We start from the raw sequence: 18,653 nt of genomic DNA, 5'->3' as shown, positions 1-18,653 counted from the left end.
AGTGGTTCATCATTCGTCATCTTTTTTTATGCCCCTTGCGATTGCTTTACGCTGGACATCAAATAAATAGTGAACAAGTTTATTGCTCACGGCACGTGGAAGATGCTGAAACGATGCACCGATATGATAAACCGTTGAACCTTCCTCTCGGGAAATCGGCGTACAGCGGGCTACCAGGCTCATCTGTTCCACCGGTCCAACGCCAGGAATGTTTTCCAGCGACAACGCCGCTTTCGTTCCCGGTTGGACTTCGTGGTCAAGGGCAAAACAAATACCATTGCCACTAAGGTCGACAATTCTAGCCGTCACAGGAGCCTTAATCGTGCCATCTGCATCAATAAGACGTACACCGACCAAAAGGTTTACCTTCACGCGGACAAATTCACGGTTCTGATAGCGCTCTACCTGTTCCGGCCACGATATATGCCATACCGGAATCCGCGCATCCATGCGATCTGTCTTATGGAAGGTTGTGAAAAAGCGATAACGGCATTGCCGCCCTACCGCCAATGCATAGAGCTGCTCCCCGGTCCGCGGAATAATCGGCACGCGTTTGCTGCTCATAGGCATTGCCACGATAAGTTCTTCTTCCGTTATTTCTTCGATTCGGCTTGCATAGCGTTCATCACTGTCTTCGACAAAAAACTCTACGCGCTGGCCAATCTTTAAGACTTCCCTTGCTTTTATTAATTCGCCCGCCATAGTAAAGTTCCTCCATGTTTAACGCGAAAAATCAAAAATTTGTCGCAAAAATCCCTTCCAACCTCGTTTTACCTTCATCCGGCTTCCATATAGCACACTGTTTGCCATCGCCTGAATACAGCGCGCGGCAACACTGCCTGGCTGTGCCGCCAAAAACGGTGTCTGCCGTCTCACGGACCGCATCACCGCAGAATCCTCAAAAATATATCCCAGGCAATCAATCGGCATATTCAGGAACCGCTCCGATGTCTGCTGTAATTTGGCCACGACCTCACGGCTTTCGGCTTCATCGTAAACACGGTTGACCACCAAACGAAGATTTTGCTGGGTTGCATACATGCTGTATGCCTTCATGACCGCATAGGCATCTGTCAGTGCCGTCGGTTCCGGCGTCGTAACCAGCAGTACCTCATCGGCAGCCAAGATAAAGTCCATGACATTCTTGCCGAGGCCCGCCCCGGTATCAATCAAAATAATATCCGCCAACTGGCCGCAACGGGAAAGTTTCTGCATAAGACGCTGGCGTTCCTCATAAGTAAAATCCGCCGCCTTCTCGATTCCCGAGCCGCCGGATATATAATTTACACCATACGGCCCATACATCAGGACATCTTCCAGCTCAACACCATCTTCCAGCAGGTTTAGCAAATGCTTTTTTGACCGGCTTCCCAGAATGACGTCGACATTTGCCATTCCCAAATCAGCATCAAGAACTAATACCCGCTGTCCAGCCATTCCCAGGGCAATTGCCATATTCACGGTCAGGTTGGTCTTGCCAACGCCGCCCTTGCCACTGGTTACAGCAATGACTCTTGCCCCCAAAAGACTGCCAGACTGCAGATTTATGTTATCACTGCTGCGGGAAACACTATATTCTGTTTTTCCGCCAACTAATTGGCGAAGACTCTGCGCCTGATCTCCCATATTATTCCCTCAATAACAGTTCAGCCAGTTTTCTTGGCGTTGCCGGGACAATATCATCCGGCACGCTCTGGCCATTCGTCAGGAACGATAATGCAATCTCTTTTTTTGCCAGCAAATTCAAGATAAGTCCAACACTGCTGGTTTCATCGGCCTTCGTAAAGATTACACGGTCCGGATTGCAAACCGAGAATTTTTCCAAAATCTCAGCAGCATCGCGATTTTTCGTTGTTGCACTCATTACCAAATGACGTTCAATATGGGAATTGACGGCCAGAAAATCCTGTAATTCCTTCATTTGATAGTCATTGTGCTGGCTCCGGCCAGCCGTATCAATCAAAATCAAATCCTTGTCACGATGTTTATGAATAGCAACTTTGAGTTCATCCGGTGAATAAACAATTTCTAGCGGCAGTCCAATGATATCCGAATAGGTTTTCAACTGGTCAACAGCCGAAATACGATACGTATCGGCGGTAATCAAGGCCGCCTTGATATTCTTTTCCAGTACAAACCGCGCCGCGATTTTAGCCAGCGTTGTCGTTTTACCAACCCCGGTTGCGCCAATCAGGGCAACTATGCGGACGCCGTGTTTATTGAGCGCAATGCCCTCCGAAAAATTCATTGTCTTGCCAAGGTAGCCTGCCAGCACATCGGGTGCCTTCGCATCCAGACGGTCTAAAAGCGTTTCCCCAGCCGGAACGGAAGCGGCCATATCCTTAACGATATCTTCATCGACTTCCTGAAGCCGCAACGCCTCCTGAATGGAAACCTGCCCTTTAGGCTGGTCCTTGCCCATAACCTGTGCCAGCATTGCTTTCATCTGGGCCAATTCATCTTGCAGCTGCTGAATTTTTTCCGCATCCTCAGGATTCGATGCCGCCGAAGCTATTCCAAACTGTGCCATGTCTTCTACTTCATCCTTCTGTTCTGTCTCATGAACCGGGCGACCGCCCATAACTGTATTGTAATCGGATACCGCAGCAGCCTGTGCTGGCTGCATTGGCTGTACAGGGGGAATATGCTGAAAGTTCGGGGCAGGAATGGGCGATTCTGCCATCTTTACCCCGGCCTCAGTACCATTTGTTTTATATTGCGAAAGCACAGTCGATGGCATAACCGGAGCTGCCGGAGAAACAATATCCAACGTACTGCCGCTTACAGGTTTCTTCTGTTTCGTTGTCACATTGCGTTTTCCCCGTTTTTTCAGGGCCGCATCCTCCTGGTCTTCAATCGCTGCTGTCACTTCTACGACCTCCGTGCTATGATATCCCAAGAAACCGCCTTCCCGATATTTTTTGGTATGGAGTATGACGGCATCAGGCCCCAGCTCTTCTTTGACCTGCTGCATTGCTTCTTTCATTGTTGGTGCTTTGACTACTTTTATTTGCACTTAGATCTTCACCACCCCAAGGATTTGAATTTCAACACTCTGTTCAATTTCTGCCTGCGACAAAACGATCAGGCCCGGCACAGAGCGCTCTACCAGCTTGCGGAAATACAGGCGGACTGCCGGACTGGTCAGCACAATTGGCTGATACCCCATATTGGTAAGTTTCGGCAATTCATTGTTGAGCGCATTGACAAGATTCTGCAGTGAATCGGGGTCAAGGCTGACATACGAGCCGTGGTCCGTGCGCTGCACACCACCGGCAATCCGGTTTTCCAGCGCCGGGTCCAGCGTGATGCACGGCAATGTACCATTCTGTACATTCTGCTGAGTAATCTGGCGTGCCATCGCATGACGGACATATTCCGTAAGTATTTCCGTATCTTTCGTCGCGCGGGCATAATCAGACAACACCTCAAGAATGGTCGCCATATCACGAATCGAAATGCGCTCACGCAGCAAGTTGGCCAAAACCTTCTGGATTTCGCCCACACTCATGAGGTCTGGAACGACCTCGTCCACCAATGCCTGATTGGTCTTCTTGAGATTGTCGACAAGATTCTGAGTTTCCTGACGTCCCAAGATTTCATCCGCATGCTGCTTGATGACCTCCGTTAAATGCGTTGCCAGTACCGATACGGCATCAACTACCGTATAGCCATTGAGCTCAGCCTGCTCGCGTTCATTCTCAGGAATCCAGAGTGCCGGCAGCCCAAAGGCTGGTTCGGTTGTCTCGATACCCGGAACTTCTTCGAATACCGTTCCGGAGTTCATAGCCAGATAATGGTCCAGCATCAGTTCGCCTTTTGCTATCTCAATGCCCTTGAGCTTGATGATATAAGCATTCGGCTTAATCTGAATGTTATCGCGAATGCGAATCGTCGGCACAACAAGACCAAGTTCTAATGCACACTGGCGGCGAATCATAACGATACGGTCGAGCAGGTCACCGCCCTGTCCGGTATCAACCAGCGGAATCAACGAGTAGCCGATTTCCAGCTCCATGGGGTCTACCTGCAGCAGCGAAACAATATTTTCCGGTGTCGTCGCTTTTTTCTTTTCCTGTACCTTTTTCTCTTCCTTCTGGGTTTCAGCCTTTACTTCAGTACCCTGCCGCAAGAGACGGCCGATAAACAGGCAGGCAATCGACAAACTCAAAAACGGAATTCCCGGCAGACCAGGAATAATTGCAAAGAACAGCAATACGCCCGTCAAGATGAAAAAGATGCGGTCATTGCGGAACAGCTGTCCAACCATATCGCTGCCGATATTGCCTTCGGCTCCCGCACGCGTAACGATAAGACCGGTCGCCGTTGAAATCAGCAGTGCCGGAATCTGGCTTACCAAGCCCTCACCTACGGTCAGCAGTGTATACGTCTGCAATGCCTGGGCAGCATCCAAATTACGCTGCATCATACCAATGATAAAACCACCGGCTATGTTAATGAACATAATGAGAATTGCCGCGATGGCATCACCTTTTACGAACTTAGAAGCACCGTCCATTGCGCCGAAGAAATCCGCTTCATGCTGAATCTTTTCACGGCGGATCTTTGCCTCAGCATCGGTAATAGCACCCTGATTGAGGTCAGCATCGATGGACATCTGTTTACCAGGCATAGCATCGAGGGTGAATCGTGCCGATACCTCTGCGACACGCTCCGAACCTTTGGTGATAACGATAAAGTTAATGGCAACCAGGATGACGAACATGATAAAACCGACAACCGGATTACCACCGACAACGAAGTTACCAAACGCCGTAATGACTTCACCAGCATAACCATCCAACAGGATAAGACGCGTAGAAGAAATGTTGAGTGCCAACCGGAATAATGTCGTAATAAGCAATAAGGATGGGAAAATAGATAAATCCAGTGCCTCCTTATTGTAGATTACTGCCATCACGAGCAGCAAGGCAATCGTGATGTTCAAGCAAATCAACATATCCAGCAGCAGCGTCGGCAGCGGAATAATCATCATGACAACGATCGTAATGATGGCCACTGCAATCATTACGTCACTGTATTTTTGAATAAAACTGCCCTGACCAAAGACATTGGAAGGGGCAGCTGCCTGTGGTGCAGCCATAAACGACTCTCCTTATATAAAATCAATAAAAACAAATGGTATACGCTTACGCCCTGCGGCGATGCTTTAAGCGGTAGACATATGCCAGAACTTCGGCAACCGCTTGATAAAGTTCCGAAGGAACCATATCTCCCACTTCAGCTCCTGCATAAAGGGCACGAGCAAGCGGGCGATTTTCGACAATAGGTACCTGGGAATCCCGCGCGATTTCCTTGATTCGCTTAGCCACGAGATCCTGCCCCTTGGCGACAATAACCGGAGCAACCATACCTTTTTTATATTGCAGGGCAACCGCAAAGTGAGTCGGGTTCGTGACAATGACGTCTGCTTTCGGAACCTCCTGCATCATACGGCTCATAGCCATCTGACGCTGCTTCTGCTTTATCTTTCCCTTAATCTGCGGGTCACCTTCGGTCTGCTTCATTTCATCTTTAACTTCCTGCTTGGTCATTTTGAGGTCCTGGGTTGTCTGCCATTTTTGGTAGCCATAATCCAAAATACCAAGCACAATGATGACGCCAATAACCTGGAACGCCATCTTAAAGACGATATTGGCAACCTGTCCCAGACTGGTGGCCAAATCAAAGTAAATAAACTGAGGCATTGCCAGCAGCTGTTCAGATAAAAATCGATATAAAAAATAACCAATGATAGCGATTTTAAACAACGACTTGACCAACTCTACCAATGAGCGCTTGGAAAAAATGCGGCCAAAACCATTGATGGGATTGAGTTTATCCGGCTTGAAGCCAATGGATTCCGTATTGAAATTCAAACCAACCTGGAAGACATTAATCGCCAGCCCTACCAGCAGAATCGCAAACATGACAGGCAGTGCCGTCTGGGCCATCAATTCAATGATGCCGATGAAAATACGGACAATATTCTCCGTATCCACCGGCTGGTTGGGATGGGAAAACACATAAGTTGTATAGGCAGCAATCGAATGATAGATATGCTCCCATAACACCTTGATAACGAAAAAACCAGCCAGCAGTACAAACGCCGTATTGAGTTCTGTACTTCGCCCGACCTGGCCTTTCTTCTTCGCATCTGCGCGCTTTTTGGAAGTTGGTTCCTCCGTCTTATCTCCGGCAAAGCGCTGAAGGTCAAACGCAAACGGTGTTCTATTGTAATGCCTGTAAGGCAATTGTGATATTTCCATACATTTCATTGAACAGCACATCCAGGAATAACACATAAAAAGGCAGCACCATCGATAAAATCAGAATACCAACAGTAAGCTGCATCGGAATACCGACAACAAAGATGTTCATCTGCGGCATTGTGCGGGCCAGTATTCCCAGTCCCACATTCGTCAGCAAAATCGCAAAAGTCACCGGCATGGCAATCTTCATGCCCGTCAGGAATATGCCTGTGGTGAAATTAGCAATAATCATCGGCAGCGACAGCGACGGTTCCATCGACAGCAGCGGAACCATCTTAACACTTTCGAACAAGGCATCGATAATCATATGATGACCGTTCACTACCAGAAAAACAATGACGGTTAAATTATAAAGAAAACTTCCGATAAGCGGCATCTGCTGACCGGAAGTTGGATCCATTACATTTACAATGGCAAAACCGACCTGCATATCCATTACCTTACCGGCCATCGTAATTGCCGCAAAGGAAATATAAGCAACAAAACCAATAAGCCAGCCGATAAACAGCTCGGACAAGACCGCAAAAGAATAGGCCCATATCGATGCTGGTGCATGAATATCCGAAAAATTGTCGATTACCGGAAACAGTACAATCGCAAAGGCCAAAGACGCCGCTGCGCGAAAATACACCGGGATATTCAAGCTGCCAAAAAACGGAGAAATAACGAATATCCCGCTGACCCGGGTCATCAGAAGCATAAAGACTGCTGCATGCCCCTCCAAAAGATCATAGAAATCCATTATTCACTCCTTCAGCCGATATAGGATGGCAAATTGACCAGGACATTGGTCAAATACTCTACCATAATGCGAAGCATCCATGGGCCAAATACCAAAATAGCCACGAAAACGGCAATAATTTTCGGAATAAAGGCCAGTGTCTGCTCCTGAATGGAAGTCGTTGCCTGGAAAACACTGACCAAGAGACCGACAATCAAGCCCAATCCGAGCATCGGTGCGGAAACCAGCATAACGATAAACAAGGCTTCCTGTCCCAGCTGGACTACCAGATCTCCCGACATTGCAACAAACCTCCTCATTCATCTCCCCGGCTACTTAAAGCTGACAATAAGAGACTTTATCAACAGATGCCAGCCATCAACCATGACAAACAGCAAAATCTTGAATGGCAATGATATCATAACCGGCGGCAGCATCATCATACCCATGGACATCAGCGTACTTGCCACAATCATATCAATGACAATAAACGGCACATAAATCATAAAGCCTATCTGGAATGCTGTCTTAAGCTCACTGATGATAAAGGCCGGAATCAGTGTAAATGTTGAAACATCTTCCGGGCCATCAGGCCGCTCCGCATCAGACAAGTTGACAAACAGCGCTAAGTCCGACTCACGTGTCTGCTTGAACATGAACTCGCGGATTGGCGCCGCCACATTATCCAACGCCTCTTCCTGGGTAATCTGCCCCGCCATATAGGGTTGGAGTCCATTTTCATTTGCCTGTCCCCAATAGGGAGCCATGATATAAAAGGTCAAGAATAACGACAAAGCAATGACCACCTGGTTTGGCGGCACATTTTGCGTTGACAATGCATTGCGCAGAAAACCAATAACGACGACAATCCGCACAAACGATGTCGTCATAATCAGTATACCCGGAGCTAATGTCAATATCGTCAACAGCGCCATAACCTGCAGTGTCACTGCGACATCCTGCGGTTTATTCGATGAACCTACATCCACATTGACTGCAGGAATCAAAGGCGCTGCCAAAGCGTCATTGGTCATAAAAAGCAGGAGAACCAAACCTCCCAACAGGATAAGAACATCCCGACGTTTCAAGCGCCTACAACCCCTTTTGTTTCGTATCATAAATCAGAATCAACCATATCGTTACTTGCGGAAAATCGGTGGAACCTTCTGGACAAAGTCAGAAAGCGCTCCGAACTGCTGGGAAAACATCTCTGGCACCTTCAGTCCGTTCTGCTCTTCGCGATGAAGACGGTCTATCTCATCCATATCGGTAATCTCGGTCAAAAGCGTTATGGAATGCTCTGTGACCCCCAGCATGAACACGCGGCCAGCCATCTCCATAATGCAAACCGAGCGGTTCGGGCCTAACGGCAAATGAGATAAAATCTTCCCGCCATAACCCATTTTCCGCTGGGCAAAATGGCCACCGAGAAAACGAGCAGCAAAATAAGCCAGCCCCACCACAAAAATAAATATGGCAAAAAGGCTGACCAAATAAGCAATTGTCGACCACCAGGAAATCGACGATGGCTTGGGGTCAGTATTCTCATAGCCAGACAGATACCCGCCCTTGGCTGCTTCTTCAGCAGCCAGGGCCGGATCCATCATGACTAGAGTAACCAGTATCCCCACAACACACGCCAATAGAATATATTTTCTCTCCATTAGCCTACTGCTTTACGGACAGCCTCCAGAACACGGTCTGCCTGGAACGGCTTAACAATAAAGTCACGGGCACCGGCCTGAATTGCTTCAATGACCATTGCCTGCTGGCCCATGGCGCTGCACATAACGATTTTAGCATTCGGGTCAACTTTTTTAATCTCTTTAACCGCACTGATACCATCCATCTCCGGCATCGTGATATCCATGGTAACAAGATCTGGTTTAAGCTCCTGATATTTCTCCAGAGCTTTCATCCCATTCTCAGCTTCGCCAACAACTTCATAGCCATTCTTCGAGAGAATGTCCTTAACCATCATTCTCATGAATGCCGCATCGTCAACGACCAAAACTCGTACTGCCATGTTTCATCTCTCCTCATCTTTAAAGAAATCATTCGACTTGGTTCAACTTTAACTTAATTATATAAGAAAGTCCATTGGTAGGCAAGAGTGCGTCTCCGCCTGTCTCCAGTTCCTCAGAGGATTACTGAAGTTTTGCAGCTCGCTCTGCCGGACTTGCTATCTCGGTAATGCGAACGCCGAAGTTCTCATCAATGACAACAACCTCGCCTTTCGCCAGGAACTTACCGTTAACCTGAATGTCCACTGGCTCGCCAGCCAATTTCTCGAGTTCTACGATTGAACCGTTCGTAAGCTCGAGAATCTCCTTGATTGATTTTTTCGTGCGTCCCAGCTCTACCGTTACAGAAAGCGGTACGTCCAGGATTAAGCCGATATTCGCATCATTGACCTGAACCGGCTGCATATTAAGCGGCGTAAACTGCGCCGACTGGACCGGAACATTAGTCGCCACATGCGGCTGCATTGCCATCCCATAACCAGCGGCAGGAGCTGCTGCCATCGGTGGCGGTGCGGCGGCTGGAGCCGGAGCCGGGGCTGGTGCCGCTGGTGCCGCAGCCGGCGCGGCCGGAGCCGGGGCTGGTGCCGCTGGTACTGGCTCTGGTTCCGGCTCTTCTTCTGCGGCCCCATTCGTCAGCGACTCAACCATTTCCTTGGCTACCGATACCGGAAGGATTTGCATGATTTCGCTGTCAATCAAACCATCGACTTCCATACGGAAAGACGTACGGACAACCGGCTCATCTTTTCCAACCAGTTCGGTAACCTTATCCTCACTGCCAAAGTCAATCAAATTCACCTTTGGCGGAGAAATATCGATTTTCTTGTTGAACATCGTAGAAAGCGACGTTGCCACGGTTCCCATCATCTGGTTCATGGATTCGCCGACAGCACTCATTGCGATTTCATTGATTTCCGTATCAGGATTCGTACCATCACCGCCCATCATAAGGTCCGCGATGATTGCCGCATCCTGCGCCTGAATAGCCAGGACATTATTGCCATCTATACCAATCGTATATCCGACCTCAACAATGAGGTACGGCATTGGATACTGCTCCTGAATGATGCTCATGGTCGCAACCGACACCGTAGGCGTCGTGATGCTTACCTTGTGGCCCAGCAATACCGAAAGGGTCGTCGCAGCACTCCCCATCGATATGTTACCGATTTCCCCTAACGCATCCTTTTCGACATCTGTGAGTACATCATCGAGCTGAGATGAACTACTGTCTGCGGCAGGTTCAGCTGCTGCCTCCGACTCTCCCGCGGGGGCTGCATCGCCTGCATCCGGTATAGCGCCGCCGTTCAGCAGGGCGTCAATCTCCTCTTGCGAGATCATATCGTCACTCATCAGTATCTTCATCTCCTTCGTTAATTATTTTTGTAATTTGTACTGCCATTTTCTTTCCGGATGTCCCCGGCCGGCAATAGAATTTGGGCTTATGCCCTACCATGCAGAGCAGGTTGTCATTGACCTTAGCATCCATTTGCAGGACATCACCAAAACCAAGTGTCAAGAACTCGTTGATTGTGATATCGACACTGCCCAATTGGACAACAAAAGGTACTTCGGTGCGCTCAATCTTTTTCTGCAGTATTTTGACCTGTTCCGGATCATCATCTTTTGATACCGATGAGGCTACCCAGAAAGTTGTGGTCAGCTTGGACATGACCGGTTCCAATACCAGATACGGAATACAGATATTCATCATGCCCTCAACATCGCCAACCTTCATTTGAATCGTGACGATGACCACCATGTCGCTTGGCGGCACAATCTGGGTAAACTGAGGATTAGACTCTGTTGCTTCCAGACTGGGGCGGAACTCCACCACATTCGACCAAGCCTCTTTCAGATGGCCCATGGCGGTATCGATAAAGCGTTTCATAACCACTTCTTCGATTTCTGTCAGGACACGCGGCTTGATTCCTGTTTTACCCTCACCGCCAAAGACGCGGTCAATGAAGGCAAAGGCAATTTCCGTATTGACTTCAAGGATGATATTTCCCTTTAGCGGCGGAACCGCCAGAATACTGATGACCGATGGATTTGCCAGTGATTGAACGAACTCCTGATAAGTGAGCTGTTCAACCGACGCTACCTCAACATTTACCAAAGTGCGCAGGTGCGTAGACAAATAGGTGTTCAGCAATCTGGAAAAACTCTCGTGAAGCATGAACAAGGTTCGAATCTGATCCTTGGAGAACTTGTCCGGCCGCTTGAAATCATAGGTCTTTATTTTCTTTTGTTCTTCGTCTGCTTTGACTTCTTCTGCGGATACTGTTCCGTCTGACAGTGCTGAAAGCAGTTTATCTATCTCAGATTGGGATAGTACGTCATCTGCCAACCTTCGTCCTCCTTCCTGCTATGCTTTTCTCATTTTACTGGAGCAGGAAGCTTGTGATATATACATCGTAGACCGAACCTGCGCCGAGCTTCGTATTGAGTTCATCTTTGATTTTCTTTTTGAGCTCGTCCTGTTTTGTCGCATCAAACTCATCGAGTTTGGCACTTCTGAGGATTTGCATCGTAGTATCAAGGATTTTCGTCTCAGCCATCGGCTGGAGTTTTCCCTCAAGAATGTTATCCTTTTTACCAGGATTCATCTCAAGAACAATACCTGCCTTTAAGAATTTACCTGCCTTCTGGCCTCCAACGTTGACCATAATGCCCTCTTTGGCATCTCCCAATTTGATGAAAACACCGGGGTCATGATGCTCGCTGACTGACTCCGTGGCAGTATCTTTCATCATCTTTGTAGTAATAACAAACGAGATACCTGCTGCCAGCACAAGACCAACCAGAACCAAAATGATTACCAGGATAATCGGTGATTTTTTCTTCTTTTCTTCTGGCGCAGCTTCTGTTTCCTTCTGTTCGTCTGCCATCTGATACTCCTCCCATAAAAAGCTACTTTCTCATTATACCAAGAGTTTATAATTTGTCTACATCAAAATTGATGCAAGGCACGGCGATACTTCATAACTCTACGCACGATTTCATCCATCGGCTCATCGACGATGAATTTCTTGCCGTTTGTCAAAGTGACAACAGTATCAGGCGTTTCCTCTATTGTCTCTATTATTTCGGCATTCAACACAAATTCTCCTTTTTTATTTGTACGGGAATTAAATTTTGTGAGTTTAATCATGAATGATCCATCTCCTTGCCTTTCTGCAATACATCTTCATTCTCTTAAAATTCGTCATTCCTTCCTATTTTCCCTTTTATTTTTTTCCCTTTCTCTAAAAAACCTGCAATATTTTTCCCATAAACGCCAAATAAACAAAGGCCGATGCATTTTCATACATCAGCCCCTGTCTAAATTACTTTACTATTAACGTTTCATATTAATCATCGTCTCGAGCATCTCATCGCCGACCGTGATAATCTTGGAATTGGACTGGAAACCACGCTGGGTAACAATCATATCCGAGAACTCGTTGGCGATATCGACATTGGACATCTCGAGTGCCGACGGCGTAATTGTTACGCCAAGGTCTGCTGCCGTCTTGATATTGGCCGTACCAGAGTTGTTGGATTCCTGATAGAGGCTGTTGCCCGTTTTAAGCAAGCCCGAAGCATTCGTGAACTGAGCGATAGCAACCTGTGCCTCTGCCTGTTTGACACCATTGGTATAGGTACCCGTGATGATGCCCGAACTGTCAACCGAGACACTCGAAAGCGTACCAGCTGCATTACCGTTCGCCTTACCATTGATCGTGCTGTTGCCCGCATACTGCGTAAGCGAATCCATAACCAGCGTAATGCTCTGTGATGCCTGCGCACCATTCTGCAGCGTCAGGTCGACACTGCTGGAACCACTGTCGAGTTTACCATCCGTCGTGAACTGAAGAATCGTATCCGGCATCGTGATAACCGTTTCCGTACCATCGTCTTCTTTAATGGTAGCCTTTCCCGAACCATCCGTTGCCACCGACACAGTCCACTGGTTGCCCGTCGTACTGTCGGTTTTCGTCTTGGTGAAGTAAACCGGAATGCTGTGTGCATTGCCCAGCGTGTCATAAGCCGTCAGCGTCGTCGTTACCGGCAGGCTGTTGCCAACTTTATACTTGCCCGACGTTTCGGTAACCTTCGAACCATCACTCATCGTAAGCGTAACCGGACTTCCGGAAGATGCCTCAGATTCCGATACATACGTTTTGGTGATTTTACTGATTGTCGTCTCTACACTGATTGAGGAAATAGTCAGTGGCGGCGTCGCCGTACCATAATTATCGCCTACTTTAAACGAGCCTGTCGATACGGTTGCCGTCGTACCATCGCTTAACGTCAAGGTTGCCGTCTGACCGGTAGTCAGCGTTGCCGTTCCATCAGCAGCTGTTGCATAGCTAGCTACCTTATAGCTACCTCCCACGATATACGAGCCCGACTGCAGATTGGCCGGATTCGTTCCGTCTGCCGTCGTAAGGGTAACCGGACCTTCCTGCGTTGCTGATACACTTCCCTGCGAAGCATTATCATAATCTTTTGTGCTCGTAACCTGGCTCCCGCCACCACTGATGGATTTAATCGTCAGCGCTGCTGCATTGAGGTTGTTGGCATAAGTCGCAATGCTCGAAGCTGCTGCTGCCATACTCTTACCCGCAGGAATCTGGATATTGCCAGCCGCACCAGAAGTATTAATGGTACCATTTTCGCCCATCCAGCCCTGTACAAACAAACCAGAACCTGGCAGAACGTAGTTGCCCTCTGCATCAAATTCAAAAGCACCATCACGCGTATAATAACGCTGATTGCCACTATTTACCACAAAGAGACCATTGCCGGAAAGACAGAGATCGGTGTTCTTGCCGGTAGACTGTACCGAACCATCCGTAAAAATCATATCAATGGATGCTACTCCAGTACCAAGTCCAATCTGCTTCGGGTTCGTACCACCGAGATTGCCGCTTGGCGACGATGCACCCGTCATCGTCTGGGAAAGCGTATCGGCAAAAGTCGTACGGCTGGATTTGAAACCGGTAGTATTGACATTGGCGATGTTGTTGCCAATCGTATCCATACGGGTCTGGTGAGATTTAAGTCCGGAAACACCGGAAAAAAGCGAACGCATCATAATGAATTACTTCCTTTCCTTACATTGAAGGTTGTCGTCATTCATTGATAATGCAATCCTAGGCAGCGTCTATCGTTCGGCTGCCTGAAGTCTCCGTTAGGTCCAACTTCAAAGAATTGCTGCACTATCAATATTCGTTATTATATTTTCATTTCCACGCGTGCCATCCATGGCGGTAATCACGGTCCGGTTCGTTACACTGACGACCAGCGCCACGTCCTTCATATAGACGAGGGATTCCCGTGCTCCCTTTTGAGCCAGTTTATCGACGGTATCATCAAGTTTTGCTAAGTCTGTATCACTGAGATTGATATTCCGTTCCTGCAGCCGATTCCATGCATGGTGGGAAAAACACACCTTCTTTTGCACCTCACTGAGGATATCCCCGAAGCTGGCGTTTCCGCTACCATGCTGAATCTTCTGCTTGCCGGCTGTTATTGGATTTAGGGAGAGGATAGGCTGCGTGTTGAAGTATATCCTTGAATCAGCCATTGTCCGATTCCTCCCATTCAAACTGCCTTGAATTATTTGCTATCCTGGATTCCCTGACCAATACGGGTGATATCCCCGATAGCCACTTTATAGATTTTGTCCCCACTCTTGGCAATGACCGTCGGCGAACCATCCGAAATGCTTACGCCAGTAACCTTACCTTCAAGTTTCGTTGTCGTCTTCGTTTCTTTGCCATCAGCGTCCGTAGTAGTCGTCGTGACCGCCCACTGAACATCCTGGCCAATCATATTACTGAGCTGACCGACGAGAACTGACGTGTCAATGTTGCTGACCAACGTGGACACATTGCTGAGTCCTTCTGATACATTGGTCATCTGCTCCAATGCGGAGAACTGTGCCAGCTGAGCCAGATATTCACCATTATCCTGCGGATCAAGCGGATCCTGATATTTCATCTGGGTTACCAGAAGCTGCAGGAACGCATCTTTTCCCAAGGTGGAATTATCTGTTTTGTTGGCAGCCTGCGATGCCGCATAGGCATCAGCCGTCATAGTCACACCACCCTTGGTAACGGTATTAAGTACGTTTGACATAGTTATTTCACTTCCTATCTTTAAATGCGATAATCTACGCCATCCGTAGCGCTCGTCTCTGCTCCCTGAATTGCTGCTGCCGAAAGATTATCCACCTCATCGGCATAGCCTTCTGCATCCGCAGAAAGAATCCGGACATTCCCGCTATGATTCCCCTGCTGATTCTGCCAAGCCTGCTGTCCCTGCTCCTGTGGCAGCTGGCCATCTGCCAGACCGGCATACACTTCAACGCTGTCCACTTTAAGTCCCTGATTGTTCAATTCCTGGCGGAGATGAACAAGAGAATTTTCGATAACAGCACGAACCTGCGCATTATCGCTATGGAACGAGGCATTGACCGAGCCATTCTGGGTAACTGAAACCTTCAGTGTAAGCTCGCCAAGATGTTCCGGATTCAGCTTTATGACCATTTGCGTGTCCGCAGCCCGGCGAATCAAGCGGGCCTGGTCGACAATCTGCCGCGGGATATCATAATCAGCCTGTGGCTGCTGTACTTCCTGTACCTCCGCAGCAGGTGCTGGTCCAGCGATATTTTCCTGCAATTGCTGGGCAAATGCGCTAACCTGATGCGTACCGCCGTTAACGGAGGCTGGCATCTGCGGCTTGTCTCCAGCAGCTTCTTCTGCCAGCTGCTGAACCATTTTCCCACCATCCGATACATTTATCTCAACAGCTTCCTGCTGTCTCCCCTGCTGGTTTTGCGGGTTCTGCTCTCCCTGCTGCATCATAGCCTGTTTGGCGTCCGTGCGGATAGGCGCTGCCACAGCCGCTTCATTCTCCACCGAAACGGTCACATCCTGAAGGAGCTTTCCGATTGGTTTGGAATCTTCTTCCACAGCAACGGCCTGCGACGCCGCCAATGTCTGTTGCGGTGCCTGTACTTCAACCGCTGCCAGATTCTCAGCAGCTGCTCCCTGCACACTCTGCTGGCCCGTTACTTTTTCCAAGCCAGGTACATTATTCTGCACCAGCAGTGGCTGCTGGCCTCCCTGCTTAACATTCAGAAGCTGTGCTTCCAGATTCGTTGCCGGCTGGGTAATCTTAACGGCCGCATTGGGGGTCTGCTCAGCCTGCCCCGGCTGCGTCATCTGCACCGGCTTACGTTTCAGCTGCTGTCCCGAAAGCATTGCCAAAAAGTCGCGATTTTTCAGCCCCTCTTCCTCAGACTGAGGAAGAAGACTCTGCAACGCTGCATTTTTTTGCTCCGGCTTGTTTATCGGAGCTGTCAGTTCAGCCTGACCCTCCTCAGAAAAATCTAATTCAGCCACTGGTGTCTCCAGCTGCTCCAACGCCTCTTCTCCCTGTTCGGGCGTTATGGATGCCAGCTGCTGACTTGCCGCAATCACTGCTGCCAGCGGATCTTTTGGCGCTTCATCCATGACATCGCCATTATCTGCTGCGCTTCCCTGCGAATCATCAACAGTTGCCTTCGCTATGGCCTCCTGAACATCCTTGTCTATTTTGCCTAATGCCTCACCGAAGGAATCCCGGCCGGCATCTTTAACAGCCGCCAGTGAATTCTTCTTTCCCTGAACATTACCAGCGCCACCTGCCTGAGGCACAACAGCCATTAAATTCTTTGTCTCCACACATTTCACCTCCTTACATAGTATCTATCGTTGAGAATCAGCAATCTCTTAAATTAAATTTCGCTATAAACAAAAAAAATCCTTCCTAATGCAAGGAAGGATTGGTATTTATGGGTTGTTTCCCTCGGAATTATCTCCGTTCGCTTTATTCTGTTGTTCTTCCAGCATCTTGCGAACGTCCTCTTCCGTATTCATTTTCTTCTGCGTGCCTTCATACATGATTTGCGTCAACCGGGCTGTTTTCGAAGCTTCAAATTCGGACATAACCTTGGCGGCATTGCCCTCATCCATACGCTGCAGGATTGCAATGCAAAGGTCATCATCCAAAGCGTCCATGGCCTCGGCTGCATCACGCGGCTTCATCTCATTATAGAGACGCGCCAATTTGGATACGCGTTTGCGTTCAGCAGCCTCGCGCTCCTTCATTTGCTTTTCGATTTCTTTCTTGGAAATCGTTATCTTTTTGGACTGTTTTTTGTCGTCCTTATTGGGCTTAACATCTTCCACCGGCGTGTTCTCCATCTCATTCTGGGAAGGAGCCGGCTGTACGAAATACTGACCGATTACTGGCAATTTGTAAAGGCCAAGTTTTTCATTGGCTTCCTGCGTATCAAAGAGCCGCAGATAGATGCCCAGAACAAAGCCGCCAATAATAAGTACCAACAACAGGAAGAGCATCAGCAGCAGCTTTGCTATTTTCTTTCCTTTTTTCTTTGGCTGTTCATCTGCCATTGTATTACCTGCCTTTATCTATTATTCCACTATCATCCATTGGCAATTACCGATAGATGTCAAGTACCTTGTTAACGTAGTTCTGAGTCTCCCGGTAAGGAGGAATCCCGCCATAATTCTTTACGGCATTAGGCCCCGCATTATAGGCAGCTACTGCCTTGCGGATATCTCCATCGAATGTATCCAGCATCTGACGGAGATATTTAGCTCCACCTTCGATGTTGGATTTCTTGTCATACGGATTGACGCCCAACGCAGCCGCCGTATCCGGCATCAGCTGCATAACGCCAATTGCACCAGCCGATGAAGTCTCATCCTGATTGCCGCCGGATTCTACTTCCGCTACGGCAGCCACCAGTTTCGGGTCAACATTATACTTGCGTGCCGCTTCATCAATCATCGCTGACAAGCTCTGGTCTGCTAACGGCAGGCTTTGATTTACCGAATAAGATGGATAAGTATTCTTCGCGGATGGTGAAACAAAATTCTGCGCCTTACCACTGGAAGTTATCGGGGAATACGACGATGCCGCCTGCGTTTTCTTCGCTGGGGTGACTGCCGTCGGAGCTGTTTGAGCTTTTTCTGCCTGCTCAGTCTTTTGGATTTCTTTCTTAAGCGTATTTTGGAAATCCATCCCCGGAACGCCCCTTGGCATTCCGAATCGTTCCTGAATCTGTGCAATCCGGGCTTGTACAGCTCTAACTCCTGATAAGTTTATCATAAAGCTTCCCCCGCTTTCCTTCTCATGGTCAATTGCAGGCCAATCTCATCGAGCATCTTCTGCTCTTCCTGCATAGCTTCTTCCTTGTATTCCTGAAGCCGCTTTTCCTTCAACTGCTCAATACTCTTCAGATAACTCATGACATCCATGAGTTCCTTTAGTTTCTTTTGCTTTTCATTTCGCATTTGCAGGACAATGCCCTGCTGCATTTCAATCTGCTCGCGCTTCCAGGCAAAAAAACTGTTGAAAGTCATCAAACGCCCGACTGTTACCTTCGTTCCCTCGATGGAAAGAGCTTCATAATCCCTTTGTCCCTGCTGCATTTCCTTTAGCAGCCCCTCCAAAGCCTCGCGGGCTTCTTCGACCTTTCGGGACGCCTCAGCAAAAGCAACTTCGGCATCTTCTTTTTTCATACGCGTGACTTTTAGCAGCGTTTCCAGCTGAAATTTGAATTTCTTCATTTAT

At 48.4% G+C, this 18,653-nt stretch carries 21 protein-coding genes; all 21 read right to left on the bottom strand.

The window, feature by feature from the left end; genetic code table 11:
- Positions 1 to 9: 9 nt before the first annotated feature.
- Positions 10 to 702, bottom strand: coding sequence for a flagellar brake protein (locus FZ040_RS06405; protein WP_149171238.1), 693 nt, complete (start codon positions 700 to 702; stop codon positions 10 to 12).
- Positions 703 to 720: 18 nt separating this feature from the next.
- Positions 721 to 1,626, bottom strand: coding sequence for a MinD/ParA family protein (locus FZ040_RS06400; protein ID WP_149171237.1), 906 nt, complete (start codon positions 1,624 to 1,626; stop codon positions 721 to 723).
- Position 1,627: 1 nt separating this feature from the next.
- Positions 1,628 to 3,016, bottom strand: a complete 1,389-nt coding sequence (gene flhF / locus FZ040_RS06395; RefSeq protein WP_149171236.1) for a flagellar biosynthesis GTPase FlhF — start codon at positions 3,014 to 3,016, stop codon at positions 1,628 to 1,630.
- Positions 3,017 to 5,104 (bottom strand): flagellar biosynthesis protein FlhA, encoded by a 2,088-nt coding sequence (gene flhA / locus FZ040_RS06390; RefSeq protein WP_074514424.1) that lies wholly within the window; start codon positions 5,102 to 5,104, stop codon positions 3,017 to 3,019.
- A gap of 46 nt (positions 5,105 to 5,150) precedes the next feature.
- The gene (gene flhB / locus FZ040_RS06385) at positions 5,151 to 6,269 is read right to left on the bottom strand and encodes a flagellar biosynthesis protein FlhB (RefSeq protein ID WP_149171289.1); all 1,119 of its coding nucleotides are present in this window, start codon (positions 6,267 to 6,269) and stop codon (positions 5,151 to 5,153) included.
- On the bottom strand, positions 6,232 to 7,014 hold the full coding sequence (gene fliR / locus FZ040_RS06380) for a flagellar biosynthetic protein FliR (RefSeq protein ID WP_149171235.1): 783 nt from the start codon (positions 7,012 to 7,014) through the stop codon (positions 6,232 to 6,234). The genes flhB and fliR overlap by 38 nt, the downstream gene beginning before the upstream one ends.
- An 11-nt stretch (positions 7,015 to 7,025) precedes the next feature.
- Entirely contained in the window at positions 7,026 to 7,295 is a 270-nt protein-coding gene (gene fliQ / locus FZ040_RS06375; RefSeq protein WP_149171234.1) for a flagellar biosynthesis protein FliQ, read from the bottom strand.
- Positions 7,296 to 7,325: 30 nt separating this feature from the next.
- Complete coding sequence (fliP, locus tag FZ040_RS06370) at positions 7,326 to 8,111, bottom strand: flagellar type III secretion system pore protein FliP (RefSeq protein WP_149171233.1); 786 nt, start codon at positions 8,109 to 8,111, stop codon at positions 7,326 to 7,328.
- Positions 8,112 to 8,132: 21 nt separating this feature from the next.
- Positions 8,133 to 8,600 (bottom strand): flagellar biosynthetic protein FliO, encoded by a 468-nt coding sequence (gene fliO / locus FZ040_RS06365; RefSeq protein WP_255448781.1) that lies wholly within the window; start codon positions 8,598 to 8,600, stop codon positions 8,133 to 8,135.
- Positions 8,601 to 8,656: 56 nt separating this feature from the next.
- A complete protein-coding gene (locus tag FZ040_RS06360; protein ID WP_014423701.1) occupies positions 8,657 to 9,019 on the bottom strand; it encodes a response regulator in 363 nt (120 codons plus the stop codon).
- A 121-nt stretch (positions 9,020 to 9,140) separates the two neighbouring features.
- Positions 9,141 to 10,370 carry a flagellar motor switch phosphatase FliY gene (fliY, locus tag FZ040_RS06355; RefSeq protein ID WP_149171231.1) on the bottom strand — a complete coding sequence of 410 codons (1,230 nt, stop codon included), beginning with the start codon at positions 10,368 to 10,370 and terminating at the stop codon, positions 9,141 to 9,143.
- Positions 10,363 to 11,367 (bottom strand): flagellar motor switch protein FliM, encoded by a 1,005-nt coding sequence (fliM, locus tag FZ040_RS06350; RefSeq protein WP_149171230.1) that lies wholly within the window; start codon positions 11,365 to 11,367, stop codon positions 10,363 to 10,365. The genes fliY and fliM overlap by 8 nt, the downstream gene beginning before the upstream one ends.
- A 34-nt stretch (positions 11,368 to 11,401) precedes the next feature.
- Positions 11,402 to 11,908 carry a flagellar basal body-associated FliL family protein gene (locus FZ040_RS06345; RefSeq protein WP_149171229.1) on the bottom strand — a complete coding sequence of 169 codons (507 nt, stop codon included), beginning with the start codon at positions 11,906 to 11,908 and terminating at the stop codon, positions 11,402 to 11,404.
- A 62-nt stretch (positions 11,909 to 11,970) separates the two neighbouring features.
- Positions 11,971 to 12,171, bottom strand: a complete 201-nt coding sequence (locus FZ040_RS06340) for a flagellar FlbD family protein (RefSeq protein ID WP_033169874.1) — start codon at positions 12,169 to 12,171, stop codon at positions 11,971 to 11,973.
- Positions 12,172 to 12,357: 186 nt separating this feature from the next.
- Complete coding sequence (locus FZ040_RS06335) at positions 12,358 to 14,100, bottom strand: flagellar hook protein FlgE (protein ID WP_149171228.1); 1,743 nt, start codon at positions 14,098 to 14,100, stop codon at positions 12,358 to 12,360.
- A gap of 108 nt (positions 14,101 to 14,208) precedes the next feature.
- Positions 14,209 to 14,592, bottom strand: coding sequence for a TIGR02530 family flagellar biosynthesis protein (locus FZ040_RS06330; RefSeq protein WP_149171227.1), 384 nt, complete (start codon positions 14,590 to 14,592; stop codon positions 14,209 to 14,211).
- A gap of 32 nt (positions 14,593 to 14,624) precedes the next feature.
- Complete coding sequence (locus tag FZ040_RS06325) at positions 14,625 to 15,146, bottom strand: flagellar hook capping FlgD N-terminal domain-containing protein (protein WP_149171226.1); 522 nt, start codon at positions 15,144 to 15,146, stop codon at positions 14,625 to 14,627.
- 20 nt (positions 15,147 to 15,166) lie between these two features.
- Positions 15,167 to 16,735, bottom strand: a complete 1,569-nt coding sequence (locus FZ040_RS06320) for a flagellar hook-length control protein FliK (protein ID WP_255448780.1) — start codon at positions 16,733 to 16,735, stop codon at positions 15,167 to 15,169.
- A gap of 108 nt (positions 16,736 to 16,843) precedes the next feature.
- Positions 16,844 to 17,467, bottom strand: a complete 624-nt coding sequence (locus tag FZ040_RS06315; RefSeq protein ID WP_149171225.1) for a MotE family protein — start codon at positions 17,465 to 17,467, stop codon at positions 16,844 to 16,846.
- 46 nt (positions 17,468 to 17,513) lie between these two features.
- Entirely contained in the window at positions 17,514 to 18,188 is a 675-nt protein-coding gene (locus FZ040_RS06310; RefSeq protein WP_149171224.1) for a lytic transglycosylase domain-containing protein, read from the bottom strand.
- Positions 18,185 to 18,649, bottom strand: a complete 465-nt coding sequence (gene fliJ, locus FZ040_RS06305; RefSeq protein WP_149171223.1) for a flagellar export protein FliJ — start codon at positions 18,647 to 18,649, stop codon at positions 18,185 to 18,187. Before fliJ ends, FZ040_RS06310 begins: the two co-directional genes overlap by 4 nt.
- Between the last annotated feature and the right edge of the window lie 4 nt (positions 18,650 to 18,653).

The organism is Pseudoselenomonas ruminis (assembly GCF_008271295.1).
In the GTDB taxonomy this organism is placed as follows: Bacteria; Bacillota; Negativicutes; order Selenomonadales; family Selenomonadaceae; genus Selenomonas_A; species Selenomonas_A ruminis.
This window is presented reverse-complemented; position numbering and strand designations above follow the sequence as displayed.

What these genes read in the sequence shown, in the direction of transcription:
- FZ040_RS06315 (WP_149171225.1), bottom strand. Translation starts at nt 17,467, where the DNA reads ATGGCAGATGAACAGCCAAAGAAAAAAGGAAAGAAAATAGCAAAGCTG.
- fliR (WP_149171235.1), bottom strand. Translation starts at nt 7,014, where the DNA reads ATGGATTTCTATGATCTTTTGGAGGGGCATGCAGCAGTCTTTATGCTT.
- FZ040_RS06330 (WP_149171227.1), bottom strand. Translation starts at nt 14,592, where the DNA reads ATGGCTGATTCAAGGATATACTTCAACACGCAGCCTATCCTCTCCCTA.
- FZ040_RS06310 (WP_149171224.1), bottom strand. Translation starts at nt 18,188, where the DNA reads ATGATAAACTTATCAGGAGTTAGAGCTGTACAAGCCCGGATTGCACAG.
- FZ040_RS06400 (WP_149171237.1), bottom strand. Translation starts at nt 1,626, where the DNA reads ATGGGAGATCAGGCGCAGAGTCTTCGCCAATTAGTTGGCGGAAAAACA.
- FZ040_RS06335 (WP_149171228.1), bottom strand. Translation starts at nt 14,100, where the DNA reads ATGATGCGTTCGCTTTTTTCCGGTGTTTCCGGACTTAAATCTCACCAG.
- fliY (WP_149171231.1), bottom strand. Translation starts at nt 10,370, where the DNA reads ATGAGTGACGATATGATCTCGCAAGAGGAGATTGACGCCCTGCTGAAC.
- fliJ (WP_149171223.1), bottom strand. Translation starts at nt 18,649, where the DNA reads ATGAAGAAATTCAAATTTCAGCTGGAAACGCTGCTAAAAGTCACGCGT.
- FZ040_RS06325 (WP_149171226.1), bottom strand. Translation starts at nt 15,146, where the DNA reads ATGTCAAACGTACTTAATACCGTTACCAAGGGTGGTGTGACTATGACG.
- FZ040_RS06360 (WP_014423701.1), bottom strand. Translation starts at nt 9,019, where the DNA reads ATGGCAGTACGAGTTTTGGTCGTTGACGATGCGGCATTCATGAGAATG.
- flhA (WP_074514424.1), bottom strand. Translation starts at nt 5,104, where the DNA reads ATGGCTGCACCACAGGCAGCTGCCCCTTCCAATGTCTTTGGTCAGGGC.
- FZ040_RS06340 (WP_033169874.1), bottom strand. Translation starts at nt 12,171, where the DNA reads ATGATTAAACTCACAAAATTTAATTCCCGTACAAATAAAAAAGGAGAA.
- fliP (WP_149171233.1), bottom strand. Translation starts at nt 8,111, where the DNA reads ATGATACGAAACAAAAGGGGTTGTAGGCGCTTGAAACGTCGGGATGTT.
- fliO (WP_255448781.1), bottom strand. Translation starts at nt 8,600, where the DNA reads ATGATGGATCCGGCCCTGGCTGCTGAAGAAGCAGCCAAGGGCGGGTAT.
- FZ040_RS06405 (WP_149171238.1), bottom strand. Translation starts at nt 702, where the DNA reads ATGGCGGGCGAATTAATAAAAGCAAGGGAAGTCTTAAAGATTGGCCAG.
- fliQ (WP_149171234.1), bottom strand. Translation starts at nt 7,295, where the DNA reads ATGTCGGGAGATCTGGTAGTCCAGCTGGGACAGGAAGCCTTGTTTATC.
- flhB (WP_149171289.1), bottom strand. Translation starts at nt 6,269, where the DNA reads ATGGAAATATCACAATTGCCTTACAGGCATTACAATAGAACACCGTTT.
- FZ040_RS06345 (WP_149171229.1), bottom strand. Translation starts at nt 11,908, where the DNA reads ATGGCAGACGAACAGAAGGAAACAGAAGCTGCGCCAGAAGAAAAGAAG.